Origin of the sequence: Burkholderia sp. IO2, from assembly GCF_029522185.1 — a bacterium.
GTDB classification, from domain to species: domain Bacteria; phylum Pseudomonadota; class Gammaproteobacteria; order Burkholderiales; family Burkholderiaceae; genus Burkholderia; species Burkholderia cenocepacia.
This window is the reverse complement of the sequence record NZ_JAKWFH010000005.1, coordinates 41,472-64,497: the sequence shown is the minus strand read 5'-3', so window position 1 is coordinate 64,497 and position 23,026 is coordinate 41,472. Positions and strand designations below refer to the sequence as shown.

The window sequence follows — 23,026 nt, the reverse complement described above, 5'->3', positions numbered from 1 at the left end:
ATATGTATTCACTTATAGGAAAGACCGCGACGTTCCGGCAGCTGAAGGCGCTGGACATGATCGCGCGGCTCGGCAGCGTGTCGCGCGCGGCCGAGGAGCTGAACCTGACGCAGCCGGCCGTGTCGCTGCAGGTTCGCCTGCTCGAGGAGGCCGTGGGCGCCGCGTTGCTGCAGCGGGTGGGGCGTGGCGTGCAGCTGACGGCGGCCGGCGAGATCGTGGCGCGCTACGCGCGCGAGATCCTGCATCTGTGGAGCGAGGCCGGCGACGAAGTGGCCGCGCTGACGGGCGATCTCGGCGGCACGCTGCGGATCGGCGCGATCACGACGGCCGAATACCTGATCCCGCCGCTGCTCGTCAAATTCACCGCGACGCGTCCGCACGTGAAGACGTATTTCAAGGTCGGCAACCGCGACGACATCATCCGCATGCTCGCGACGCATGAAATCGATCTCGCGGTGATGGGCAGCGCGCCGAAGGAACTGCGCACGCACGCGGTCGAGTTCGCGAAGCATCCGATGGTGTTCGTCGCGGCGCCCGGCCATCCGCTGATGCAGCGCAAGCGCGTCGCGCTGAAGGATCTCGAATCCGCGCACCTGCTCGTGCGCGAGCGCGGCGCGGGCACGCGCTCGACCGTCGAGAGCCTGTTCAAGAACGCGGGCCATCGCTTTCATGTGGGTTCCGAACTGTCGAGCAACGAGGCGATCAAGCAGATGGCCGAAGCGGGCCTCGGCGTCGCGTTCCTGTCGTTGCACGCGTGTGCACTTGAATTGCGAACGGGGCTGCTCGGCCAACTGCCGTTTCCCGGCAATCCGATCGAACGCGAATGGTATGTGGTGACGCTCGCCGACCGGCGGATCTCGCAAGTGACGGGGCTGTTCCGCGACTTCCTGATCAAGCAGGGTGCGCCGGTGATCGACGGCGCGACGGTGGCGTCGCACGAGCGGCGACGCAAGTAGGCGCGACCGGCGGTCAGGCGAGCCCGAAATCGTCGTTGCTGTCGGGAATCGATGCGAGCAGCCGTTCGAGCCGGTACCAGCCGACCACGCGCAGGCACCACGCGGCGATGGCGGTGCGTGTATTGCGGACGTCGGGGCCGGATGAAGGGCGAACGGTGGACGGCGAACGCGCGATGAACGCCGCGCGTTGCGGGCAGGAATGAGGCATGACGGGCTCCGTAGGTGTCGGATGAACGGATCGTAAGCGGCGCGGCGCCCGCCGGCGCGCACGCAAGGATCGTCCCGAGCAGAAACGGATGATCTTTTTCTGCGTGATCCGGCGGCGCTCGCGCACGGCCGGCACGCCGGCCCGAAACGCGTCACAATGCGCGTTCGGCACCTGATCTGGTGGAGACCATCAATGAGCGATCCGATTCTTGCCGCGCCGACGGACAACGGCGTCCCGGTCAGCCTGCGCTCCAGCCGCGGGCTGGGTTGGCGCGGCTTCGGCGCGTCGCTGCTGGAGATTCGCGCGGGTACGTACCGGATTCCGGCGGCCGAGCATCACCGGATCGGCGTGCATATCGGCGCGCCGGTGCGCGCGGATTGCGTGTGCGACGGCGAGCGCGTGTCGCGCATCCAGGCGCACGGCGACGTCGACGTGATTCCGGCCGGCCTGCCCGGCCAATGGACCGACAGCGCCGACTGCCGGATTCTGCACATCGCGCTCAGCGACACCTTCGTGCGGCGCACCGTCGAACAGCTCGAACTGAAGCCGTCGCACGCGCAGATCCGCCGGCGGCTGCAGGTGCGCGACCCGCGGCTGCAGCACATCGCGTGGGCGATGGCCGCCGAACTCGAAGCGGAAGACGCATCGGACCCGCTCTACGCGGAGAGCCTGTGCACGGCGCTCGTCGCGCGGCTGGTCGACGGCCAGCCCGTGTTTCGCGAACGCCGGCGCACGCTGGCGCCGAAGGCGGCGGCGCGCGTGATCGACTATGTCGAGGCGAATCTCGACCGGCGCATGACGCTGGCCGAGCTCGCGGCGCTCGTGTCGATCAGCGTGCCGCATTTCAAGGTGCTGTTCCGCGAAACGCTCGGGATGCCCGTGCACCAGTACGTCGTGCGGCGCCGGGTGGAGCGCGCGAAGACGCTGCTGCTCGAAGGCCGGCTCAGCATCAGCCAGATCGCGCTGGAGGCCGGGTTTGCGCATCAGAGCCACATGGCGAACTGGATGAACCGCGTGCTCGGTGCGACGCCGACGGAGATTGCGCGGTCGGGCGTGCGGGGCGGGTTGCGGCTGGCGTATGACGGTGAGGATGGCGGGAAAGACGCATGACGCAACAGCAATACATGGACGTTGCGTTTGATCCGAGGGCAACTGTCCAACAGGTCGTTGGACAATTGTCGCGTTCGGCTTCTCCGGTTTTGACGCGCTTGTATCGGGGAGCTCGCATGGTTACGGCGTATTCAACGCGTCATCCTTTCCTGTTCGATTCATCCGCCCGTGCGCGCCTTCTCGGCCGCGCAACCCGACAATCACAGCACCTTCATCCCTCAGGAGCGAACCGTGTTCGTGATCTTCGGAGCATCCGGCAACGTCGGCTTGTCGACCGTGACGACCTTGCGCAACGCAGGCCATTCCGTACGCGCGGTACTGCGCGACGCGCGCCATCGTGAACGTTTCGTGCAGCTCGGCTGCGATGTCGCGATCGCGGACCTGACGGACGCGAACGCGATCGCCGCGGCAATCGACGGCGCGCAGGCCGTGCAGATGCTGTGTCCGGTGCCGGCTGCCGATCCCGATCCGGCCGCGACGATGACGCGCACGATCGACGCAGCGACTGCCGCGCTCGCCGCGAATCCGCCGCCGGCGCTGCTCGCGTTGTCGGATTACGGCGCGGAGCTTGAAGGCAATACGGGTATCACGCGTCTGTTCCATGACTTCGAGGCACGTCTGAAGACGATCCCGACACAATTGACGCTGCTGCGCTCGGCCGAGCATCTGCAGAACTGGGCGCGCGTGCTGCCGGTCGCGCTCGGTACCGGCGTGTTGCCGAGCTTCCATCATCCGGTCGGCAAGGCGTTTCCGACGGTCTGGGCGCCCGATGTGGGCATCGTCGCGGCGCGGCTGATGCTCGATGCGCCGGAAGGCGGCAGCGGGCCGCGCATCGTCAGTGTCGAAGGGCCGCGGCGGGTGAGCGTGACGGCGATCGCGGAGACGTTGGGCACGGCGGCGGGCCGCGCGATCGTTGCGCACGAGCTGCCGCGCGATACGTGGAGCGCGGCATTGCTGCGCGCCGGGCTCAGCGAGCGTCATGCGCAGCTGATCGTCGATTTGTACGACGTGCATAACGCGGGGCGGATCGATGTGGAAGCCGACGTGTCGGAGCGGGTGTACGGGACGACGATGCTGGAGGAAGCGCTTGCGCAACTGGTGCGCCGGCATGCGTGTTGAGTGAAGGGGGCGCGGCACGCATCACGCGGGCCCCCGCACCCTGTTCAATACCGCATACGCCGCCGACCCGATCACGATCCCCCAGAACGCCGACCCGAGCCCGAGCCACGTCATCCCCGACGCGGTCGCAAGAAACGTGATCATCGACGCTTCGCGATGGTCCTCGTCCTCGAAGATCCCGTGCACGTTCGCGCTGATCGCGCCGATCAGCGCGAGCCCCGCCAGGATCGCGACGAACGCCTTCGGCAGCGCGAAGAACACCGTGACGATCGTGCCCGCGAAGAGCCCGCCGATCAGATAGAACGCGCCGTTCGCGAGCCCGGCGACGTAGCGCCGGTCCGGATTCTCGTGCGCGTCCTTGCCGGTGCAGAGCGCCGCGGTGATCGCCGCGACGACGATCGTGATCCCGCCGAAGCAGGCGACGACGAGCGACATCACGCTGGTCGCGGTGATGATCGGGCGCGCCGGCGTGTGATAGCCGGACACGCGCAGGATCGTCATCCCCGGCAGGAACTGGCCGGTGAGGCTGACGACGACGAGCGGCAGCGCCAGGCTGAGCGTCGTGCCGAGCGTCCATTCCGGGGCGATGAAAATCGGCCGCGCGATACTCGGCGACACGTTGCCGAGATGCGTCATCCCGAGCAGCGTCGCGAGCGCGGCACCCGTCAGCAGCACGAGCACGATGCTGTAGCGCGGCAGCAGGCGCCGGAAGATCACGTACGCCGCGATCATCCCGAAACCGAGCACCGGCTGCGCGGTCGCGGCGGAGAACGCATGCATGCCGAACGGCAGCAGGATGCCGGCCATCATGCCGCAGGCGATGCCGCGCGGAATGTGGCGCACGAGGCGGTCGAAATAGCCGGACACGCCGATCGCCAGGATGATCAGCCCAGCCGTGAGGTACGCGCCGACGGCCTGGTTGAGCGTCAGTTGCGGGAACAGGCCGACGAGCAGCGCGGTGCCGGGCGCCGACCACGCGGTGATGACGGGCACCTTCAGCTTCCAGCTGGCGAACAGGCCCGAGACACCCGCGCCGATCGAGATCGCCCAGACCCACGACGACACCATGTCGTTGGACGCATGCGCGGCCTGCGAAGCCTGGAAGAAGATCGCGAGCGGGCCCGCATACGAAATCAGGACCGCGAGAAAACCTGCGGTGATTGCGGAAACGGACCAGTCGTTGCCGATCGTGCGGATCGCGCCGGGTGGGGTGTTCGGTTGCATCGTCGTCGGGGAATGCGGCGCGCGGCCGTGCGGCGGAGCCGGGGCGAATGATGATCGGAAACCCCGGAGGAGCGGCCATTCTGGGCATTGCCGACGCAATTGGCAATTCGCGGGCGACGATCGGCGTCGTCGGCTTTTCGTAAGGATCGGTGCCGAAACGCGGAAACTTCTGACGTCAGGTGCTGATCTGCAACACCCTGTCGACCACCGCCACTTTCACGCCGCTCCCCGTCGACAACGACGCTGTGCCCTGGTCGAACGGATGCACGGGCGGATCGGTCGGCGTCCACGCATGGCGCGCGAGCAGTTCGCGATATCCGCCACGGATCACGAAGCCGCCGCATTTCTTCGCATACGCGTCGCGTCGCATCCGGTATGCGCGTGGCAGGTCGTACCACGGCAGCTTCGGCAGGTCGTGATGGACGAGGTGATAGTTGTTGTTCAGGTACAGCAGCCGCATCGCGAAGCCGGCTTCGTTGATCGTGATGCGCGCCTTCGGATGCGGCGCGGCGCGATGCTCGTACAGCGAGCGGATCATCGCGAGCGACAGCGCGGGCCACGTGACGGCCAGCAGGTAGTACCACCACGGCACGCCGATCGCCCATTGCAGCCACGCGAGCAGCGCGGCCACGCTGGCAACGTGAGTCAACCACATCGGCAGATAGCGGAAGTCGCCACGGCGGAACGCGACGAACGCATCGCGGAACGTCGCGGCGACGGCGAGCGGCGGCCCGACGACGATGCGTCCGAGGAAAGTCTTGCGCGCGACCGTCAGCGCCCGGCGCCAGCGTGGCAGCCGCGCCCAGCGTTCGCGCGTCACGTAGTTCGTTTCGGGATCGACGCCCGGCACGGTCAGGTCCTCGTCGCGATGATGCTCGAGATGCGTGTCGCGATACAGCGTGTACGGATACCAGACCGTCAGCGGCGGATAGCCGAGCAGCTTGTTCACGAAGGCGGAACGCGTCGGATGGCCGTGCAGCAGCTCGTGCTGCAGCGACAGGTGCCACGCGCCGAGCAGGATCAGCGGCGGCGTCGCGGCGCCGAGCGACAGGTGCCCGTCGCGCGCGAGCAGCAGCACGGCGAGCCAGCCGCCGTAGATGACGACGACCAGCAGCCAGGTCGGCCACTCGGTGCGGGCAGTGAAGCGGGCGTCGAGCGCGGCGATCGCGCGCGCGTGGTCGACGTCGAAGTATTCGGCCATGGCGTTGAGGCAGGTGGATCGGGCAGTGCGGGGAACGAGCGATGGAACCGGGGCGCTCGGCCCGGGTGCGCTGGTGTCTCGCGGATCACGGTCGGCTTGCCCGGCATCGCGCACGGTGGCGGCGCCGGCAGGCCTTCGAACGGTACCGGGGCGGCGCGGCTACGCCAACCAATCGATTCGCATTTGCTTATCGTCTTGCGGCCGATAAGCATCCGGAGCGCCGTCGATGCGTAGAATGCCTGCATGAACCCCTGGATCGCTGTCCTGCCGATGTACAACGTGACGCCGCGCCACGCCGCCCTGTGGCGCGCGCTGTTGCGTGATGCGCTCGATGCGTTCGCGAACGCGGGCGGGCCGGCTGACGTCGTGCTGCCCGACGCGCCGTTCGACGATCTGCACGCACTGTGGCGGCGCGACGACCTGCTGCTGTCGCAGACCTGCGGCTACCCGTACCGGATGCTCGGCTTGCACGACGTCGTGCGATTGATTGCGACCCCGATTTTCGACGCGGAGGGCTGCGACGGGGCGCGCTACAGCAGCGTGCTGGTCGTATCGGCGCGGGTGCATGCGGGCGGAGCGACGACGCTCGCCGCCTGCCGCGGATTGCGGGCCGCCTTCAACGGCGAGGATTCGCACAGCGGGATGAACGCATTCCGGCACGCGGTTGCGCCGCATGCGCACGACGGACGGTTCTTCGGCTCGGTCACGCCGTTCGGTTCGCACCTGAACGTGCTGCGTGCGCTGGCCTCGGGAGAGGCCGATTGCGCGGCGATCGACTGCGTGACGTTCGCGTATGTGCGCGACGCGCGGCCCGACCTGCTCACTGACATCCGGATCATCGGCACGACGGCATCCGCGCCGGGCTTGCCGTTCGTCGCATCGCGGGCGGCGCTGGCGGATACGCAGGTGGGCGCGTTGCAGGAGGCGCTCGAGCGCGCGGCTGCCGCCGATGCGGAGCGGGCGCGCGTGCTGAGGCTGAAGGGATTCGACCGGCTGTCGCCGGCCGACTACGACACGATTGCGCGGTTCGAGCAGGCCGCCGCGACGCACGGCTATCCCGAACTCAGGTGACACACGGGGCGGCGCCCGGCGGTGTTGCGACCGTCCGCGCCGCGGCCCGCTTACTCCTCGTCCATCAACCGGACCTTGACCCGCTTGCCCTTGATCTTCCCCGCATTGAGCTTGCGCAGCGCGTCGCGCGCGACGCCGCGCTCGATCGCGACATAGGTCGAGAACTCGGTCACGTTGATCTTGCCGATCTGCTTGCCGTCGAATCCGGCGTCGCCGGTCAGCGCGCCGAGCACGTCGCCCGGGCGGATCTTGTCCTTGCGCCCGCCGAGGATCTGCAGCGTTTCCATCGGCGGCAGCAGCACGCTGTCGTCCGCCGGCTTCAGTTCAGCAAGCGGATGCCATTCGACCTCGCGCTTCTGCGCCTGTTCGATCGCGCCGACACGGCCCATCTCGTCCATGCTCGCGAGGCTCAGCGCCCAGCCGTCCTGATCCGCGCGGCCGGTGCGGCCGATGCGGTGTACGTGCACTTCGGGGTCGGGCGTCACGTCGACGTTGATTACTGCTTCGAGCTGTGCGATGTCGAGACCACGCGCGGCGACGTCGGTCGCCACCAGCACCGAGCAGCTGCGGTTCGCGAACTGGATCAGCACCTGGTCGCGCTCGCGCTGGTCGAGCTCGCCGTGCAGCGCGAGCGCATGGAAGCCCTGCGCGTGCAGCACGTCGAGCAGGTCGCGGCATTGCTGCTTGGTGTTGCAGAACGCGATCGTGCTCACCGGCCGGTAGTGGTTCAGCAACTGGCCGACCGCATGCAGCCGCTCGTCCTCGGTCACTTCATAGAAGCGCTGGCGGATCTTGCTGTCGTCGTGGCGTTCCGCGAGCTTGATTTCCTTCGGATTGCGCAGGAACTGCTGGCTCAGCTTCGCGATGCCGTCCGGGTAGGTCGCGGAGAACAGCAGCGTCTGACGCGTCGTCGGGCACATCCGGGCGACCTTCGCGATGTCGTCGAAGAAGCCCATGTCGAGCATCCGGTCGGCTTCGTCGAGCACCAGCGTGTTCAGCGCGTCGAGCTTCAGGTTGCCGCGATCGAGGTGATCCATGATGCGGCCCGGCGTGCCGACGACGATATGCGCGCCGTGCTCGAGGCTCTGCGCCTGCGGACGCATCGGCGTGCCGCCGCACAGCGTCAGCACCTTCACGTTTTCCTCGGCGCGCGCGAGGCGGCGCACTTCCTGCGCGACCTGGTCGGCGAGCTCGCGGGTCGGGCACAGGATCATCGCCTGCACGTCGAAGCTGCGCGCATCGAGGCGCGCGAGCAGCGCGAGCGAGAACGCGGCGGTCTTGCCGCTGCCCGTCTTCGCCTGCGCGATCAGGTCCTGGCCGGCCAGCGCGATCGGCAGGCTCGCGGCCTGGATCGGCGTCATGTCGACATAGCCGAGCTGCGCGAGGTTCGCGAGCGTGGCGGGCGTCAGCGGCAGCGCGCTGAACGGCGTGGCGGTCGGTTGGGTCAAGACAGGTCTCCGAGGTAGGGGCGGCCTTCCATCTGTTCATAGACGACGTTGCCTTCGTCGTCCTCGAAGCGTTCGAGATAGTTGCGGGCGCCGCACAGCGGGCAGCGGAACAGCAGCCCTTGGCCTTCGTCCTTGATGACGACGTCGGACTGCTCCCACTGCGTGCCGCAGCTCTGGTTTCGGCAGGTAAACACGGTCTTTCTCCAGCTGAATTCGGTTGATGGCGCGCCCGGGCGGGCGCGGCCACGGCAGGCGGCGCTCGCGCGGCTCGGGCGCGGGCCGCACCGGCGGTGGCTCGGGTTGGGTCGATGCGGGTGATGGATCGGGCGGCGACGGGGTCGCGCGTGCCGCAATTCTAGCGGAAGCCGGTGCTCGCGCCCGGCGCGCACCAGGAAAAACGGCCGCCCCGGAGGGCGGCCGTGTCGGGCGGCATGACGGTGCCGCATGGGTGCCGCGCGGCTGTTGCGCGGCGTCGGGCGCGTTACAGCGCCATGTCGGCCGATGCCTTCGCCGGGCGGGCCGGCGCGTTGCCGGTGGCCTGCGACGGCGCGCCGAGGTCGATCTTCGGCGGCGGCGACAGTTGCAGCACGTCGCTCGTGTAGGTCCATTCCTCGACGACCTTCGCCGGGCTGTCGTTCAGCTTGGTGCCGTAGCTCGGCACGATCTGGCGGATCTTCTGCTGCCACTCGGGCGTCGCGACCTTGTCCTTGAACACCTTCTTCATCAGGTTCAGCATGATCGGCGCGGCGGTCGATGCACCCGGCGACGCGCCGAGCAGGCCCGCGATGCTGCCGTCCTGCGACGCGACGATCTCGGTGCCGAGCTTCAGCACGCCGCCCTTGACCGGGTCGCGCTTGATGATCTGCACGCGCTGGCCGGCCTGCCACAGGCGCCAGTCTTCCTTCTTCGCGTTCGGGAAGTATTCCTTCAGCGCGTTGAAGCGGTCGTCGTCGGTCAGCATCAGCTGGCCGGCGAGGTACTGCACCAGCGGGAATTCGTCGACGCCCACGCGCATCATCGGCGCGACGTTGTGCAGGTTGGTGCTCTTCGCGAGGTCGAAGTACGAGCCGTTCTTCAGGAACTTGGTCGAGAACGTCGCGAACGGCCCGAACAGGATGATCTTCTTGCCGTCGATGATCCGCGTGTCGAGGTGCGGCACCGACATCGGCGGCGAGCCGACCGACGCCTTGCCGTACGCCTTCGCGAGGTGCTGCTTCACGACCTCGGGGTTGTCGGTCACGAGGAACGAGCCGCCGACCGGGAATGCGCCGTAGTCCTTCGCCTCGGGGATGCCCGACGCCTGCAGCAGGTGCAGCGCACCGCCGCCCGCGCCGATGAACACGAACTTCGCGTCGACCGATTGCGGCGGTTCATCCGAGTGCAGCTTGACCCACGACACGTGCCACGTGCCGTCGGCGTTGCGCGTGATCTCGCGCACTTCGCTCGACAGCGACAGCGTGAAGTTCGGCTGCGTCTTCAGGTAGCCGACGAACTGGCGCGTGATCTCGCCGAAGTTCACGTCGGTGCCGATCGGCGTCCACGTCGCGGCCACCTTCTGGTTGCGATCGCGGCCTTCCATCATCAGCGGCACCCACTGCTTGATCTGGTCGTAGTCTTCCGAATACTGCATCCCGCGGAACAGCGGGCTCGCCTGCAGCGCTTCGTAGCGCTTCTTCAGGAAGCGGACGTTGTCGTCGCCCCACACGAAGCTCATGTGCGGCGTCGAGTTGATGAACGCGTGCGGGTTCTTCAGCACGCCCTGCTTGACCTGCCACGCCCAGAACTGGCGCGAGATCTGGAACGACTCGTTGATCTCGATCGCCTTCGAGATGTCGACCTTGCCGTCCGCCTTCTCCGGCGTGTAGTTCAGCTCGGCGAGCGCCGAGTGGCCGGTGCCGGCGTTGTTCCAGCCGTTCGAGCTTTCCAGCGCGACGCCGTCGAGGCGCTCGACCATCGTCATCGACCAGTCGGGCTGGAGTTCGTGCAGCCAGACGCCGAGCGTCGAGCTCATGATGCCGCCGCCCACCAGCAGGACGTCGACCTTCTTCGTGTCGGCGGCGTGCGCCGACGATGTCGCGACGCACAGCGCGAGCGCCGACAGTATTACCCGTAACGTTTTGATCACAGCAGATCCCTTTTTCAACTTGGATGCATCGGTTTGCCATGCCGCCCGGCGCGCGGTTCCGTGGCGCCGGAACACGGGTCCGGAGATCCGGATCGCGAATCCGGAATTCCGGATCGGCGCGGCGCGCCGTTGCATTTGCGCACGCGAAGCGATTCGGAAGGACACCTTCGGATCGGCTTCCCGCGGGCAGGCAAGCGCCTGCGTCGCGAGGGTGCGCCACGCGCCCGGGTGGCAAGCCTGAGCGGACGGCGCTTCAGGCTGCGTTGAAAGAGGCCGCGTGCGACGCGTTTTGCGGGGGCGGGGTGGCAAGGGGCGCGTAATATAACCGAACTCGGACAACGTGTCGCAGGCGGCGAATATCCCTGTTTTCGTGGGGTTTTTTGTGCGTCCGGGTTTCCGGAATGACGGGGCGCGACGCGGGAAAATCGACGGGAATCGGCGGGGTCGAATGCGTGCGATGGACGGGCCATGCAGCAGACCGGAACATTATCGGATCGCGGCGTTGCACCGCGACCCGTTCACGCGCACCACTTCAGTTCACTTCGTTCCGCCGTTCCGGCAGAACTGCTCGTAAGCCTGCGCGGAATTCGCGAAGCCCCGCGCCTTCGCGAGTTCCCACGGACGCTCGCACTGCTGCGTCCGCTCGCACCACGCGTAGCCGGCCGAGCCGATGCAGCCGTGTGCGTCGCGATCGCCGCCGACCAGCGGCGGGGCCACTGGCGCGGCTGTACCGGCCGGCGCCGAAGCAGTGGCCGGCGCGGACGATTGCGCCGCACAGGCGCTCAATGCGAATGCGCAGGCAATCGCGGCGGCAAACGACGCGGTGGGAAAGTAACGTTTCATCGGGTAGCGCTCCATGGGATGACGATCGACGGCGGATGCCCGTGTGTGGGCGCCTGACAGGCATGAACGGTCACGCGTCCGGCACCGGCACGCGTGACGAGAACTTCACCTCGCGCAACGCGAGGCTCGACTGGATCGACGACACGCCGGCCTGCTTCCTCAGCACGCGCTCGAGGCACCCGGCGAAGGGGCTGGCCGCGATGCCGGTCACAGTCTATCGCGGCGCACTCGGCGAAGGGCGCTTCACGCCGCACGGCGACCTGAAGCACGGCGCGATCTCGGTGTTCACGTACAAGAGCGGCAGGAAGGCGCTGCTCGACATCGTCCGGATGTAACGCCGCAGCCGGGGCGCGGCGCGCCTCGCGGCACTACAAGACCCGCACGCGCGCGTCGCCTGCGCGGCGCTCCGCGTCGTGCACGATGTGCAGCTCCCGCGTGCGGATCGGCAGCGCGCAATCCGCGTCGGCGAGCGTCTTGCGCACCTGGCGCGCGAGGCGCCAGCGCATCGTCCAGAACTTGTCGGTATGCGTCCACACGCGCATGTTCGCGACGGCCGTGCTGTCGTCGAAGCGCATCACCATCACGTCCGGCGCGGGGTCCTGCAGCACGTCGGGATCGGCCACGGTCAACGCATGCAGCGCAGCGAGCGCGCGATCGATATCGTCGTGCACGGACACTTCCACTTCGAGATCGAGGCGGCGCGTCGGGTTGCGCGTGTAGTTGCGGATCGAGCTGCCCCACAGCGCGCTGTTCGGCACGTACTCGCAGATGCCATCCGGCTTCGTGAGGCGCGTCATGAAGAGCCCGACCTCTTCGACGGTGCCCGCGACGCCTGAGCCGCCGTCGATGTAGTCACCGACCTTGAACGGCCGCAGCAGCAGAAGCATGATGCCGGCCGCGATGTTCTGCATCGTGCCCTGCAGCGCGAGCCCGATGGCGAGGCCCGCGGCGCCGAGCACCGCCACGATGCTCGCGGTTTCGATGCCGAGCTGCGACAGCGCGCCGACGATCGCGACGATGCGGATGCCCCATACCGCGACGTCGCAGAGGATCGGCCGCAGCGTGTCGTCGACGCGCTCCTTGTTCGAGAGCAGCCGGTTCAGCCAGTTGCCGATGCGTTTCGACAGCCACCAGCCGGCGATGAGTAGCGCCAGGCCGGCGGCAAGCTTGAGGGAGAGGGTGGACAATGCGTTCCACAGGAACGTCCAGCGTTCCGGATGAAGATGATCGAGAAACATGACGGGATTCCGGTGTTGAAGACACAGTGCGCGGCGCGTGTCGCGCGCCGGCAGCCCTCGACTGTACACGGCGTGGCGGGTTTCGCGCGAATGCATGGCGTCCCGGCGGCATTGTTTTGGTACGAGTATTAAGCATCATTATTAACAAATAAGACGAGTCCTATTTAGCCGTTTCGACCACGCCGATACACTCGCTGTCGAGTAGCCGGATCGCGACGATCGTTCCTCAGCGATGTCCGGTTCTTTCCCGATTTTTCATTGAATAGCGAGTGACGACGTCATGCGGTCAGACCTGCGTTCCGTGTCGCACGCGAGCAAGGTCGACCCGCGTCACGCGGCGTTCACCGTTTTCCGATGGGTCGTGCGTTCCTGCGCGGCATCGTCGCGGCGGCGTGCGTGGCCGGCGCACAGGGCGCGGCAGCGCAGGCGTTTCACGACGCCGCGCCGGCCGCGCCCGCGACGGCGGAAACCACCGATCTTGGCGACGTGCCTTTCTTCAATTCCGCGCGCACGACGTGGGGCGGCCTGCGTGCATCATCCGCCGCGCCGCTCGACGTCGCTTATGCGTCGCACGCGTTGAACGTGTCGGCGGGCATCGAACGAGACGATCCGGTGGCGCGCTTCGGCGCCTGCGTCGCGTATCGCGTGCTGTGCAATACCGCGCGCGGTGCGGTCGAACGCGGCTATGCATCGCGGTTCGATTACGGGCTGGCGTCGGCGTTGCCCGCGACGGGCGCGCAGCCGGCGTTCGCGCGAGGTCCGGTCGATCTGGCCGCCGCCGAGCCGTTCACGCTCGCGCAGCCGGATCGCGGCACGCGTGCCGGCGCGATCGTCGGCAGCCTGCACGCGTCGCTGGCGCGCGCCGATCTGCCGGCCGGCGTCGCCGCGCAGATCGCCCGCATGCTGGCCGGGCGCATCGATTCGAAGCAGCGCGGCGCGCATGGCGATACTTTCCGCGTGGCATTCGAGCCCGACCACGGCGCAACGCGGCCGGGCCGCGTACGCGTGACGGCGCTCGATGTCCGCTTTCGCGGGCAGCGCGTCGCGGCCGTGTGGTTCGCCGCGCAGGCCGGCTCGCCGGGCGCCTATTACGAGTTTGACGGCATGCCGCTCGCCGGCGCACGCTTCGCGATGCCGGTCGCCGCGACGCGCATCAGCTCGCCGTTCGGCGCGCGCGTGCATCCGGTGAGCGGTGCGCGTCACGTGCATTCGGGCGTCGATCTCGCGGCGCCGGCGGGCCGCGCCGTTCATGCGTCGGAGCGCGGCGTCGTGACGTTCATCGGCACCGAGCCGCGCGGCTATGGCAAGTACGTGGTGATTCGTCATGACGGCGGTTACGCGTCGTACTATGCGCACCTGTCGGCGTTCGAGCCGACGTTGCGAACCGGCGCGCGCGTGATGCGCGGTCAACGCGTCGGCGCGGTCGGCAGCACGGGAACGGCGACCGGCCCGCATCTGCACTTCGAGGTGCGCCGGCATGCGCGCCTCGTCGATCCGATCGAGCTCGTGCACGCAGCCCGAGCGGCGAAACTGAAGGGCGCGCAACGCGTGGCGTTCAACCGCGTGGCGCGTGATGCGCGCATTCAGCTGGCGTCGGCCACTTGGGCGCAACCCGTGGCGATGTCGACGCGCTCCGCATCCCATGCGGGCTGACCGCTAGCAGTTGCCCGCTCCTCGATGCTGGCCGCAATGGCCGGCATCGTTGCATGGGCCAACCGACACCCGCCGTCTCGGCATGCGCGCAACGACGCTGCGCGCGCAGCCGGACTGGTCCTACACCCCGTTGACGATTTCAGCCTGGTCTGATGGTTCCGCTTTTGCCCCGTCGCTAAGATTTTCGGATGCAACGCGCGTGGCGATTCCCACAGCGAGTCATCGCGACCGCGTTCGTACCTCAATCGACTCCATCGTGCGCACCCGGCGGCGCCCGTGAGCGCGGTCGCGCGCTTCATGCATAGACGACCGCGCTGGGCAAAACACGGCGCGGCATGCACGACGACACAACGGGATGAAAACCATCTATGTCAAAACTGGATTTCACGTCGAAACGCACGTGGGGGGCGCTGGCGGCGATTGCCGTCGTGGCCGGCGCACTGACGTCGACCCTTGCGTGGACGGCCGGCTGGATTGGTTCGCGCACGACCAGCGTATCGCTGGTATCGGAAACCCCGCAGCCGTTTCCGCCCGGCTTTCGCCGCGCGCACGGCAAGGGCGTCTGCTTCGTCGGCACGTTCCGTCCCGACCGCGCGGCGGTGCCGTTGTCGACCGCGCGTGTCTTCACGCAGGCGGACATCCCGGTCGTCGGACGACTCTCGATCGGCACCGGCAGCCCGTACGCGGCCGACAACTCCACGACGACGCTGAGCATGGCTCTGCTGCTGACGACCGATGACAAGCAGCAATGGCGCATGGCGATGAACAACCAGCCGTACTTCGCGACACACGAACCGGAGGGCTTTCTGGCCATGCAGCAGGCGACCGCGCCCGATCCGGCCACGGGCCAGCCAGACCCGGCGCGGGTGTCCGCGTTCCTGAAAACGTACCCGGAGGCGGAGAAATTCATGAAATGGGCGGCTCAGGAACCGGCGCCCGGCAGTTTCGCGGGCGCGACGTTCTACAGCGTCAATGCCTTCTATCTCGTGGCCGCCGACGGCCACCGGCAGCCGGTGCGCTGGATGATGCGCCCGCATGATCCGTTCATGCCGATGAGCGATGCGCAGCGGCAGAAGGCCGACCACGACTTCCTGTTCGAAGGCGTGCGCGAGCGGCTCGCGCGCAAGCCGCTCCATTGGGATTACGTGTTGCAACTCGCGCAGCCGGGCGATCCGGTCGACGACGCGTCGCAGCCGTGGCCGGCCGATCGCAAGCAGCTCGTCGCCGGCACGCTGGAAATGACGCGTGTCGTCGAACAGGCCGAGGGCGCGTGTCGCGACATCAACTTCGATCCGTCGATCGTGCCCGCGGGCGTCGCGGTGTCGAACGATCCGATCCTGAACGCGCGCTCGGGAGCGTACGCGCATTCGTTCAATCGCCGCGAACGCGAAATCGGATACGGCAAGGCGACCGAGGCGGTCGGCAAGCAGGAGGTCAAATGAATACGCACAAGCTCGCGAGCAACGGCGCACCGCGCCATTTCAACGCGCTGGCGCGCGGTCTGCACTGGCTGATGGCCGCGATGATCCTGGCCATGCTGTTCATCGGCGCCGGCATGATGACGTCGTTGCATCACCGGATCTGGCTGATCGACCTGCATCGGCCGCTGGGTATCGCGATCCTCGTGCTGGCGCTGCTGCGCGTCGCGAACCGGTTGCGCAGCCGGCCGCCGGCACTGCCGGCTAGTCTGCCGTATTGGCAGGTGCTCGCAGCGAAAGCGTCGCACTGGGCACTGTATGTGCTGATGTTGGCATTGCCGCTGATCGGCTGGGCCTTGTTGTCGGCGGGCGGTTTCCCGATTGTCCTGTTCAAGGGCGTCAACCTGCCTGCGATCGTACCGGCCAGCCCGACGCTCTTTGCATGGTTGCGCGATGCGCACGGCCTGTTGGCGCGGCTGCTGTTCGTCGTCGTGCTGGCCCATCTGTCGGCCGCATTGGTCCATGCGTGGATTTACCGGGACGGCGTTTTTTCCAGCATGGCACGTGGTGGACGGCAACGCGGTTAAGTAGCCCGTCGTTCGATCGTCGGCGGAGTGCGTCGCATGGCGGCTTCGACGGCGGCCGTCCAGCTATCCGGAACATCTGCTGGCGGGATCGTCGAGCGCATCGACGAACACCTCTGGCCATGTAGTCGTCCAAAAGCCCGTGGCATTGCTTCGTGCAAGGCAACATGGCCGAGTTGTCCATGTTGCTTTGCACGACCCGTGCGATTGCGGTATCGCGTCATATTTTCCGATTCGCCCGAATCTCGTCGTCACGACTTTCAGCAGTCTCGCGATAACCGGAAAATTAAACCGGTTCGCTCCCATTCGCTTTCATGATGCCGGTGCCGCAGCATTTTCCGCGACGCAACAACGCGACCATTTTCCTTATTTCCCGTTCCGCAATGAATTGCGACGTGATTTCCGATATCACGCCAATGGATCTTGCGATTATTTCAAGACAAGTGATATAACCCGTTTCACGCACCGATTTGCAGCAATAACGTCACCAATAAATGCGAGCGGAAAAATGAAAAGAAAGGCGCGGAACCTGGGTTTGGGTGGAATGGCGATTCTGACCGGCGCGGTGCCGGTCAGTGCGTATGCGGCGTGCTCGGCCACCGCGCCGGGCAGTGGCATGACGGTGACGTGTACCGGCGCGAACGCGCCGTCGGTCGTGGCCACGGCCGGCAGCACCGGCGTGACGATCAACCTCGATTCGACCGTGACGGGCAGCTACGTGTTGACGTCCACGCCGACGCCGTTCTCCATAGACACGTCGAGCACGATCACCAACAACGGCAACCTGTCGATGTCCGGCAACGGCACGGGCGTCGCGAATCGCGGCGCGGTGCTGCTCGGCGTGAACAACGGCAACACGCTCACCAATGCGGCGACCGGCGTGATTTCGACGTCGGGCACCTACAACGACGGGATGGCCGCGAACGGCAACAACAATACGCTGGTCAACAACGGCACGATCACGACCACCGGCAACAACGCGTACGGGATGACGGCCGCGTGGGGGCAAAGCAATCCCGGCGCATCGGGCAACCAGATCGTCAACACGGGCACCGTGACGACATCCGGCAACAACGCGCGCGCCGCGTCGCTGCTCGGCGGCAATGGCACGATCACCAACAGCGGCACGCTGACGTCGAACGGCCGCGATGCGCCGGCCGTCTACATGCAGGGCAACAACGACACGCTGGTCAACAGCGGCACGATCCAGACCACCGGCACCGCGACCAGCGGCGGCAGCGTCGACGCGGTCGTATCGAACACGCTCGGCAGCTCGTTCACCGCGACGATCACGAACCAGGCCGGCGGCCGGATCATCAGCAACAACGGCATCGGCGTGCGCTCGACCAACGGCGCGACGACAATCACCAACGCGGGGCTGATCCAGGGCGGCGGCGGCACCGCGATCCAGGGCGGCAACGGCAACGTGACGCTGATCCTGCAGACGGGCTCGCAGATCGTCGGCACGGCCAACGGCGGCGCGGGCACCAACACCGTGACGCTGCAGGGCACCGGCACCGCGTCGAATGCGTTCACGAATTTCCAGAGCCTGACGATGGCCGGCACCGACTGGACGTGGGGCGGCACCGGCACGTTCTCGACCGCGCTGGTGCAGAGCGGCACGCTGAACCTCACGGGCACGCTCGGCACGACGACGGCATCGGTCGTCGCGACCGTCAACGCGGGCGCGACGCTGCAGGCCAATGCGTCGAACCTGCCGCTGTCGGTCACCGACAACGGGCTCGTGCGCTTCCAGCAGGACAGCGCCGGCACGTACACGGGCACGATTGGCGGGTCGGGGGCGGTCGAGAAAACCGGCGCGGGGACGCTGACGGTCGCGCCTTCTTCTGCAGGCGGCAACACGTACTCGGGCGGTACGACGATCACGCAGGGTACGCTGTCGGTCGCGGCGGACAACGCGCTCAGCGCGGCGTCGGGACCGCTGACCTTCAACGGCGGCACGCTGCAACTCGGCAGCGCGTTCGATCTCGCGGCGAGCCGCGCCGTGTCGATCACGGCGAACAACGGCACGATCGACACGCAGGGTTTCAATTCCACGATCGCGCAGAACGTCACCGGCGCGGGCGGGCTCACCAAACTCGGGGCCGGCACGCTGACCATGAACGGCGCGAACGCCTATGCCGGCGGCACCGCGCTGAATGCCGGCACGCTCGTCGTCGGTGACGCCGCGCATGCGTCGGCCGCGCTGGGCGGTGGCGGGCCGGTGACGGTAGCAGCGGGCGCCACGCTCGGCGGCTACGGCAGCGTGACGGGCAACGTGACGAACAACGGCACGCTCTCGGTCGCGAACGCGCTGGCGAGCGTCGCCGGCGGCGCCACCGGCAATTTCCGGATCAACGGCAATCTGACCAACGCGGGGCTCGTTCAGCTCGGCGGCAGCGGCGTGGGCAACACGCTGACGGTCGCGGGCAACTACGTCGGCCAGAACGCGACGCTCGCGCTGAACACGACGCTGGCCGGCGATGGCGCGCCGTCGGACAAACTGGTCGTCAGCGGCGGCACGGCGAGCGGCTCGAGCACGCTGAAGGTGACGAACGTCGACGGCGCGGGCGCGCAGACGACGGGCGACGGCATTCAGGTCGTGCAGGCGACGAATGGCGCGACCACGAGCGCGAACGCGTTCTCGCTGTCCGGCGGGACGGTCAGCGCCGGCGCGTACACGTACTTCCTCGCGAAGGGGGGCGAGTCGAATGGCACAGGCGACAGCTGGTATCTGCGCAACACGGTGCCGCCGAGACCGCAGCCGCGCGTCGTCGAGCCCGGCCAGCCGACGCCGCCGGCCGAGCCGCCGGTGATCGCAGCCGAAGGCACGCCCGAATCGATCGTCGAGGCGGTCGATCATGCCGGCATCGGCGCCAATCCGGAGCCGATCTATCGCCCCGAAGTGCCGCTATACGCGGAAGCGCCGGCCGTCGCACGCCAGCTTGGCCTGCTGCAGATCGATACGTTCCATGATCGTCAGGGCGAGCAAGGCCTGCTCGCCGAAAACGGGTCGGTGCCCGCGTCGTGGGCGCGTGTATGGGGCGGCAACAGCAACATCAAGCAGAAGGGTGACGCGACGCCGTCGTTCGACGGCACGGTGTGGGGGATGCAGGTCGGGCAGGATCTCTACGCCGATACGACCGCCGGCGGCCATCGCAATCACTACGGTTTCTTCCTCGGTTTCTCGCGCGCGGTTGGCGACGTGAACGGCTTCGCGCTCGCGCAGCCGGACCTGGGCGTCGGCACGTTGCAGGTGAACGCATACAACCTCGGCGGCTACTGGACGCACATCGGCCCGGGCGGCTGGTACACGGACGCGGTGCTGATGGGTAGTGCGCTCACGGTGCGTACGCACTCGAATGACAACGTGAACGGCTCGACGAACGGCAACGCATTCACGGGCTCCGTCGAAGCCGGGCTGCCGATCGCGCTCGGCAACGGATTGACGCTCGAGCCGCAGGCGCAGCTCGTGTGGCAATGGCTGTCGCTCGATCGCTTTAACGACGGCGTGTCGAGCATCGGATGGAACAACGGCAATACGTTCCTCGGCCGGATCGGCGCTCGGCTGCAATACGCGTTCGATTCGAATGGCGTGAGCTGGAAGCCGTATCTGCGCGTGAATGTGCTGCGTTCGTTCGGCAGCGATGACAGGACGACGTTCGGCGGCTCGACGACGATCGGCACGCAAGTCGGGCAGACGGCCGGGCAGATCGGCGCGGGGCTCGTCGCGCAACTGACGAAGCGCGGCAGTGTGTATGCGACGGTCAGCTACCTGACGAACCTCGGCGGCGAGCATCAGCGCACGATCACCGGCAATGCGGGCGTGCGGTGGGCATGGTGACGACGAAGCGCGCCGACCGACATTCGGCCTCGGAGTGTGATCGGGCCGTAGCGCGAGCTCGACGCGCGCATACGGCACAGGACTGGAAGTTGAGGCGGAACAGGGTTTGAACCAGATGGCCGTGCCGTCGGCCACCATCCAGTGCCCGTGCCACGGCACACATCGTGCGCGGTTCCGGATGGCAGGCGGTCGAGGCATGCGCCGCAAAACCCACGCCGTCGGTAGCGTGCCGATCCGGAACCGCGCAGCGATAGAGTAGCGTCCGGCGCCACGCAGGCCAATCAGCCTGGTCCGATTTGGCGGAGCCGTGGCAGCCAGGCGCGCTAGTCGCCGCGTGACGCCGCGTCGGTTGCGGTGTCCCGGCACGACGCAGGCCAGAGGGCCGGGTGTACCAGATCGAGATAGCGGAAAGCGGCGCGATTGCGCGGAATCGCATCCAGATCGATACCGACGTCGACCACCGCGTCCCGGTCTGACGGCGCCGCGGCAATGACGTCGCCGTCGGGCGAAGCGACGATGCTTTCTCCGCTGAACGTATAGCGATCGCCCGGGCCGACCCGATTGGCCATCGCGACGAAGACCTGATTTTCGAGCGCGCGTACGGGAATCATTTTCCGATGGACATGGCCATGAGGTTGCATCATGCCGTCGGGGATCACGATCAGATCCGCGCCGGCCCGCGCGAGCGCCCGGGCGGTTTCCGGGAATTCCAGATCGAAGCAGATCAACATGCCGACCTTGACGCCGCGCCATTCGCACACGTCGAACGTACCGCCCGCTTCGAAGACGCCCACATCCGATTCGTACAGGTGGGACTTGCGATAGCGCAGCCGGAGTTCGCCGAATTCATCGACCAGAATCGCCGTATTGAAGTAGCGCCCGTCGTCCTGTTCGGCGAATCCGATGACGACGGCGACGTGCGCGTCACGCGCGGCGGCGCGAATTGCCCGTACGGACGGCCCGTCGAGCGGCTCGGCCAGTTGAGCGACGTCATCCGGTGTCGGAAACCCCGGAAGGTACGTCTCGGAGAAGATGACCAGATCGGCGTTGCCGCGCGCCGCTTCGATATGCGCGAGGGCCTGAGCAAGATTCGACGCGTGCGCGCCGTCCTTCAGGGTGGACTGGATCAGGCGCAATCGCAAGATACTCATTGTCGGTACTCGATGACAGTTAATGGCGAGGATGACGGAAGCGGTTCCGGCGACAGAGCCGGGACAGGCTGACCGGCAGGCTCAGTTGGACGGCACGTCGACGGCGGGCGTTTCAGCGATGATGCGGCGTTCGCGATCGAGGTCGAGCGAGCGCGACATGAGCCAGTAGACGCCACCGGAGACGATCAATCCGACGAGCCAGGCGACATCGACGCCCCCGAGCATCCGTGCAAACGGCCCGACGAATACCTCCCGGTTCACCTCCGCGTCGAACACATAGAAGAACGGCACCATCGACGCGAATCCGATCAGGTAAGACAGGATTCCGCGCAATTGCCAGGCTCCGTACAAGCCGCTCGGTGTGAAGAAATGCGCGATCGCGTAATGGCCCCGACGCACGAAGAAGTAGTCGACGAGGTTGACGGCGGTCCACGGCACCAGGAAGTAGAGCATCAGCGTGAGGAATGTTTGAAGCAGCGCGATGCCGTTGCCTCGGATCGCGAACACGCAGGCGAGCACGAACGTGCTGATCGCGAGAATCGACGCGACCCGCGCGCGGCGCGTCGGTTTGATCGGCACGATCGAATCGATGCCGGTCAGCACCGTCAGCATTGCGCTGTATGCGTTGAGCGCGATGATCGGGAGGAAACCGGCGAGCGACACGAATGCGATCAGCTTGCCGAGACCGGGGACGAGCGACGCGCCGACGTCGTTCATCGCGACCAGCGCATCGGCCGCGTGCAACTTCTGGGCGAGCCATGCCCCCAGGCCGATCATCCATGCGCCCGACAGCGACGCGCCGGCAAAGATCACCGCGATCAGCTTCGCGCGGCTCGTCTGTTTCGGCAGATAGCGCGAATAGTCGGATACGTAGGGGGCATACGAGATGTTGTAGCTCGCGGCAATCGCAAACTGGGTCGCGAAGCCGATCCAGTTGAAACCGGATGGCGTCGACGACACGGGCGCGCTCGACGGCGCGGCATGGCCGAACACGAGCGCGAGCGTGACGAGCGCATAGAGCGGCAGCGTGGCGACGAGCGCCCACGTGAAGGTGCGATGCATCAGGTCATGCCCGTAGATCGCGAGCAGTGCGCCGATGGCGACCGCCGCGACGGCGACGAAACCGCCGTCGATGCCGAAGACGTTGTGCACGCCGTCGACCATCAGCGACACGTTGACGACATTGAAGCCAACGAACACGAACAGCGTGGCGAGCAGCGCGACGATGACGCCGCGATAGCCGAACTGCGCGCGCGACTGGATCATTTGCGGCAACCCCATTTCGGGCCCCTGCGAGCCGTGGAACGCCATGAACAGCGTGCCGAACATGATGCCGAGCGCGCCGGCGAGCGTCGTCCAGCCCGCCGACAGGCCCATGCCGGGCCCGACGAAACCGATCGAGATCGTGAAAAAGTGGAAATTGCCGAGAAACCAGAACGGTCCCTGGCTGGCGAGCTTCGCATGGCGCTCGCTCTCCGGAATGTAGTCGATCGAATGATGCTCGATCTGAAGGCCGGTTGGTTCGGCGCGAGCGAGGTCGAGGGTCTCGGGGCGATGCATGACGACGATGTCTCCGTGAGCATGCCGCGGCAGGCGGCATGTTTGCGCGCCAACGAGCGTGGCGCTTGATGAATGTTCGTATGATCAGGGACTGCGTGGGCGACCGGTCGTACGTGGGGATCGACGTGTCAGCCGGGCATGCGGGACCGGCAGCCCGGTGTCGGCACTGCGGCAAGCGCCGACATGTCGGGGCAAACGGTGCCGGGAGGGATCACCGCGTCAGCTGTCTCAATTTTGTTGTCTCCTTTCGTGCGATCGGCAAGAACGTGGTCA

The 23,026-nt window shown here is 67.1% G+C and carries 18 protein-coding genes and 2 pseudogenes; 9 read left to right on the top strand and 11 right to left on the bottom strand.

The window, feature by feature from the left end; genetic code table 11:
- The first annotated feature begins 2 nt into the window (after positions 1–2).
- Positions 3–956 carry a LysR family transcriptional regulator gene (locus MMB92_RS04520; RefSeq protein ID WP_006483210.1) on the top strand — a complete coding sequence of 318 codons (954 nt, stop codon included), beginning with the start codon at positions 3–5 and terminating at the stop codon, positions 954–956.
- 13 nt (positions 957–969) lie between these two features.
- On the opposite strand, the gene MMB92_RS04515 is transcribed toward MMB92_RS04520, so the two are convergent.
- A complete protein-coding gene (locus tag MMB92_RS04515; protein ID WP_006483197.1) occupies positions 970–1,164 on the bottom strand; it encodes a hypothetical protein in 195 nt (64 codons plus the stop codon).
- A gap of 192 nt (positions 1,165–1,356) precedes the next feature.
- Here MMB92_RS04515 and MMB92_RS04510 point away from each other — a divergent pair, with 192 nt between their 5' ends.
- The gene (locus tag MMB92_RS04510; protein ID WP_058902533.1) at positions 1,357–2,274 is read left to right on the top strand and encodes an AraC family transcriptional regulator; all 918 of its coding nucleotides are present in this window, start codon (positions 1,357–1,359) and stop codon (positions 2,272–2,274) included.
- 231 nt (positions 2,275–2,505) lie between these two features.
- The gene (locus MMB92_RS04505) at positions 2,506–3,393 is read left to right on the top strand and encodes an NAD(P)H-binding protein (RefSeq protein ID WP_058902534.1); all 888 of its coding nucleotides are present in this window, start codon (positions 2,506–2,508) and stop codon (positions 3,391–3,393) included.
- Positions 3,394–3,414: 21 nt separating this feature from the next.
- Here the strand turns inward: MMB92_RS04505 and MMB92_RS04500 are convergent, their stop codons facing one another.
- Together MMB92_RS04500 and MMB92_RS04495 are read right to left on the bottom strand one after the other, a co-directional pair.
- Positions 3,415–4,617, bottom strand: coding sequence for a benzoate/H(+) symporter BenE family transporter (locus MMB92_RS04500; RefSeq protein WP_058902535.1), 1,203 nt, complete (start codon positions 4,615–4,617; stop codon positions 3,415–3,417).
- Positions 4,618–4,792: 175 nt separating this feature from the next.
- Positions 4,793–5,818: a fatty acid desaturase gene (locus tag MMB92_RS04495; protein ID WP_058902536.1), complete on the bottom strand. Its 1,026-nt coding sequence runs from the start codon at positions 5,816–5,818 to the stop codon at positions 4,793–4,795.
- A 243-nt stretch (positions 5,819–6,061) separates the two neighbouring features.
- Between MMB92_RS04495 and MMB92_RS04490 the strand changes: the two genes are divergently transcribed.
- Positions 6,062–6,889, top strand: coding sequence for a PhnD/SsuA/transferrin family substrate-binding protein (locus MMB92_RS04490; protein WP_058902537.1), 828 nt, complete (start codon positions 6,062–6,064; stop codon positions 6,887–6,889).
- Between the two features lie 50 nt (positions 6,890–6,939).
- On the opposite strand, the gene dbpA is transcribed toward MMB92_RS04490, so the two are convergent.
- The 5 genes and pseudogenes from dbpA to MMB92_RS35250 form a co-directional block, all read right to left on the bottom strand.
- Positions 6,940–8,337, bottom strand: a complete 1,398-nt coding sequence (gene dbpA, locus MMB92_RS04485; RefSeq protein ID WP_011548605.1) for an ATP-dependent RNA helicase DbpA — start codon at positions 8,335–8,337, stop codon at positions 6,940–6,942.
- Complete coding sequence (locus tag MMB92_RS04480) at positions 8,334–8,531, bottom strand: hypothetical protein (protein ID WP_006483193.1); 198 nt, start codon at positions 8,529–8,531, stop codon at positions 8,334–8,336. Before MMB92_RS04480 ends, dbpA begins: the two co-directional genes overlap by 4 nt.
- A 287-nt stretch (positions 8,532–8,818) precedes the next feature.
- Positions 8,819–10,480 carry a malate dehydrogenase (quinone) gene (gene mqo / locus MMB92_RS04475; protein ID WP_171983954.1) on the bottom strand — a complete coding sequence of 554 codons (1,662 nt, stop codon included), beginning with the start codon at positions 10,478–10,480 and terminating at the stop codon, positions 8,819–8,821.
- 519 nt (positions 10,481–10,999) lie between these two features.
- On the bottom strand, positions 11,000–11,305 hold the full coding sequence (locus MMB92_RS04470; RefSeq protein ID WP_172843432.1) for a hypothetical protein: 306 nt from the start codon (positions 11,303–11,305) through the stop codon (positions 11,000–11,002).
- A 70-nt stretch (positions 11,306–11,375) separates the two neighbouring features.
- Positions 11,376–11,492, bottom strand: a pseudogene (locus MMB92_RS35250) (Lrp/AsnC family transcriptional regulator); the annotation flags it as partial.
- On the opposite strand from MMB92_RS35250, the pseudogene MMB92_RS04465 reads away from it, so the two are divergent.
- Positions 11,485–11,640, top strand: a pseudogene (locus tag MMB92_RS04465) (branched-chain amino acid ABC transporter substrate-binding protein); the annotation flags it as partial. The pseudogenes MMB92_RS35250 and MMB92_RS04465 overlap by 8 nt on opposite strands.
- Before the next feature lie 33 nt (positions 11,641–11,673).
- Here MMB92_RS04465 and MMB92_RS04460 read toward each other — a convergent pair.
- Complete coding sequence (locus tag MMB92_RS04460; protein ID WP_059720932.1) at positions 11,674–12,543, bottom strand: mechanosensitive ion channel family protein; 870 nt, start codon at positions 12,541–12,543, stop codon at positions 11,674–11,676.
- Positions 12,544–12,897: 354 nt separating this feature from the next.
- On the opposite strand from MMB92_RS04460, the gene MMB92_RS04455 reads away from it, so the two are divergent.
- The 4 genes from MMB92_RS04455 to MMB92_RS04440 all read left to right on the top strand — a co-directional run bounded on the left by MMB92_RS04455 (position 12,898) and on the right by MMB92_RS04440 (position 20,042).
- Entirely contained in the window at positions 12,898–14,196 is a 1,299-nt protein-coding gene (locus MMB92_RS04455) for a M23 family metallopeptidase (protein WP_277562568.1), read from the top strand.
- A gap of 368 nt (positions 14,197–14,564) precedes the next feature.
- Entirely contained in the window at positions 14,565–15,638 is a 1,074-nt protein-coding gene (locus MMB92_RS04450) for a catalase family peroxidase (RefSeq protein WP_059720931.1), read from the top strand.
- A complete protein-coding gene (locus MMB92_RS04445) occupies positions 15,635–16,201 on the top strand; it encodes a cytochrome b (RefSeq protein WP_058902541.1) in 567 nt (188 codons plus the stop codon). Before MMB92_RS04450 ends, MMB92_RS04445 begins: the two co-directional genes overlap by 4 nt.
- 541 nt (positions 16,202–16,742) lie before the next feature.
- A complete protein-coding gene (locus MMB92_RS04440) occupies positions 16,743–20,042 on the top strand; it encodes an autotransporter outer membrane beta-barrel domain-containing protein (RefSeq protein WP_277562567.1) in 3,300 nt (1,099 codons plus the stop codon).
- 323 nt (positions 20,043–20,365) lie between these two features.
- Here the strand turns inward: MMB92_RS04440 and MMB92_RS04435 are convergent, their stop codons facing one another.
- Together MMB92_RS04435 and MMB92_RS04430 are read right to left on the bottom strand one after the other, a co-directional pair.
- Positions 20,366–21,193 (bottom strand): carbon-nitrogen hydrolase family protein, encoded by an 828-nt coding sequence (locus tag MMB92_RS04435; RefSeq protein WP_058902543.1) that lies wholly within the window; start codon positions 21,191–21,193, stop codon positions 20,366–20,368.
- Positions 21,194–21,274: 81 nt separating this feature from the next.
- Positions 21,275–22,753, bottom strand: coding sequence for a cytosine permease (locus MMB92_RS04430; RefSeq protein ID WP_058902544.1), 1,479 nt, complete (start codon positions 22,751–22,753; stop codon positions 21,275–21,277).
- Positions 22,754–23,026: the final 273 nt, after the last annotated feature.

Bases quoted from the DNA above. Each gene is read 5' to 3' on its own strand.
- MMB92_RS04445 (WP_058902541.1), top strand. From the start codon at position 15,635: ATGAATACGCACAAGCTCGCGAGCAACGGCGCACCGCGCCATTTCAAC.
- MMB92_RS04455 (WP_277562568.1), top strand. From the start codon at position 12,898: ATGGGTCGTGCGTTCCTGCGCGGCATCGTCGCGGCGGCGTGCGTGGCC.
- MMB92_RS04435 (WP_058902543.1), bottom strand. From the start codon at position 21,193: ATGAGTATCTTGCGATTGCGCCTGATCCAGTCCACCCTGAAGGACGGC.
- MMB92_RS04490 (WP_058902537.1), top strand. From the start codon at position 6,062: ATGAACCCCTGGATCGCTGTCCTGCCGATGTACAACGTGACGCCGCGC.
- MMB92_RS04520 (WP_006483210.1), top strand. From the start codon at position 3: ATGTATTCACTTATAGGAAAGACCGCGACGTTCCGGCAGCTGAAGGCG.
- MMB92_RS04495 (WP_058902536.1), bottom strand. From the start codon at position 5,818: ATGGCCGAATACTTCGACGTCGACCACGCGCGCGCGATCGCCGCGCTC.
- MMB92_RS04510 (WP_058902533.1), top strand. From the start codon at position 1,357: ATGAGCGATCCGATTCTTGCCGCGCCGACGGACAACGGCGTCCCGGTC.
- MMB92_RS04440 (WP_277562567.1), top strand. From the start codon at position 16,743: ATGGCGATTCTGACCGGCGCGGTGCCGGTCAGTGCGTATGCGGCGTGC.
- MMB92_RS04515 (WP_006483197.1), bottom strand. From the start codon at position 1,164: ATGCCTCATTCCTGCCCGCAACGCGCGGCGTTCATCGCGCGTTCGCCG.
- MMB92_RS04500 (WP_058902535.1), bottom strand. From the start codon at position 4,617: ATGCAACCGAACACCCCACCCGGCGCGATCCGCACGATCGGCAACGAC.
- MMB92_RS04460 (WP_059720932.1), bottom strand. From the start codon at position 12,543: ATGTTTCTCGATCATCTTCATCCGGAACGCTGGACGTTCCTGTGGAAC.
- MMB92_RS04450 (WP_059720931.1), top strand. From the start codon at position 14,565: ATGTCAAAACTGGATTTCACGTCGAAACGCACGTGGGGGGCGCTGGCG.
- MMB92_RS04470 (WP_172843432.1), bottom strand. From the start codon at position 11,305: ATGAAACGTTACTTTCCCACCGCGTCGTTTGCCGCCGCGATTGCCTGC.
- MMB92_RS04430 (WP_058902544.1), bottom strand. From the start codon at position 22,753: ATGCATCGCCCCGAGACCCTCGACCTCGCTCGCGCCGAACCAACCGGC.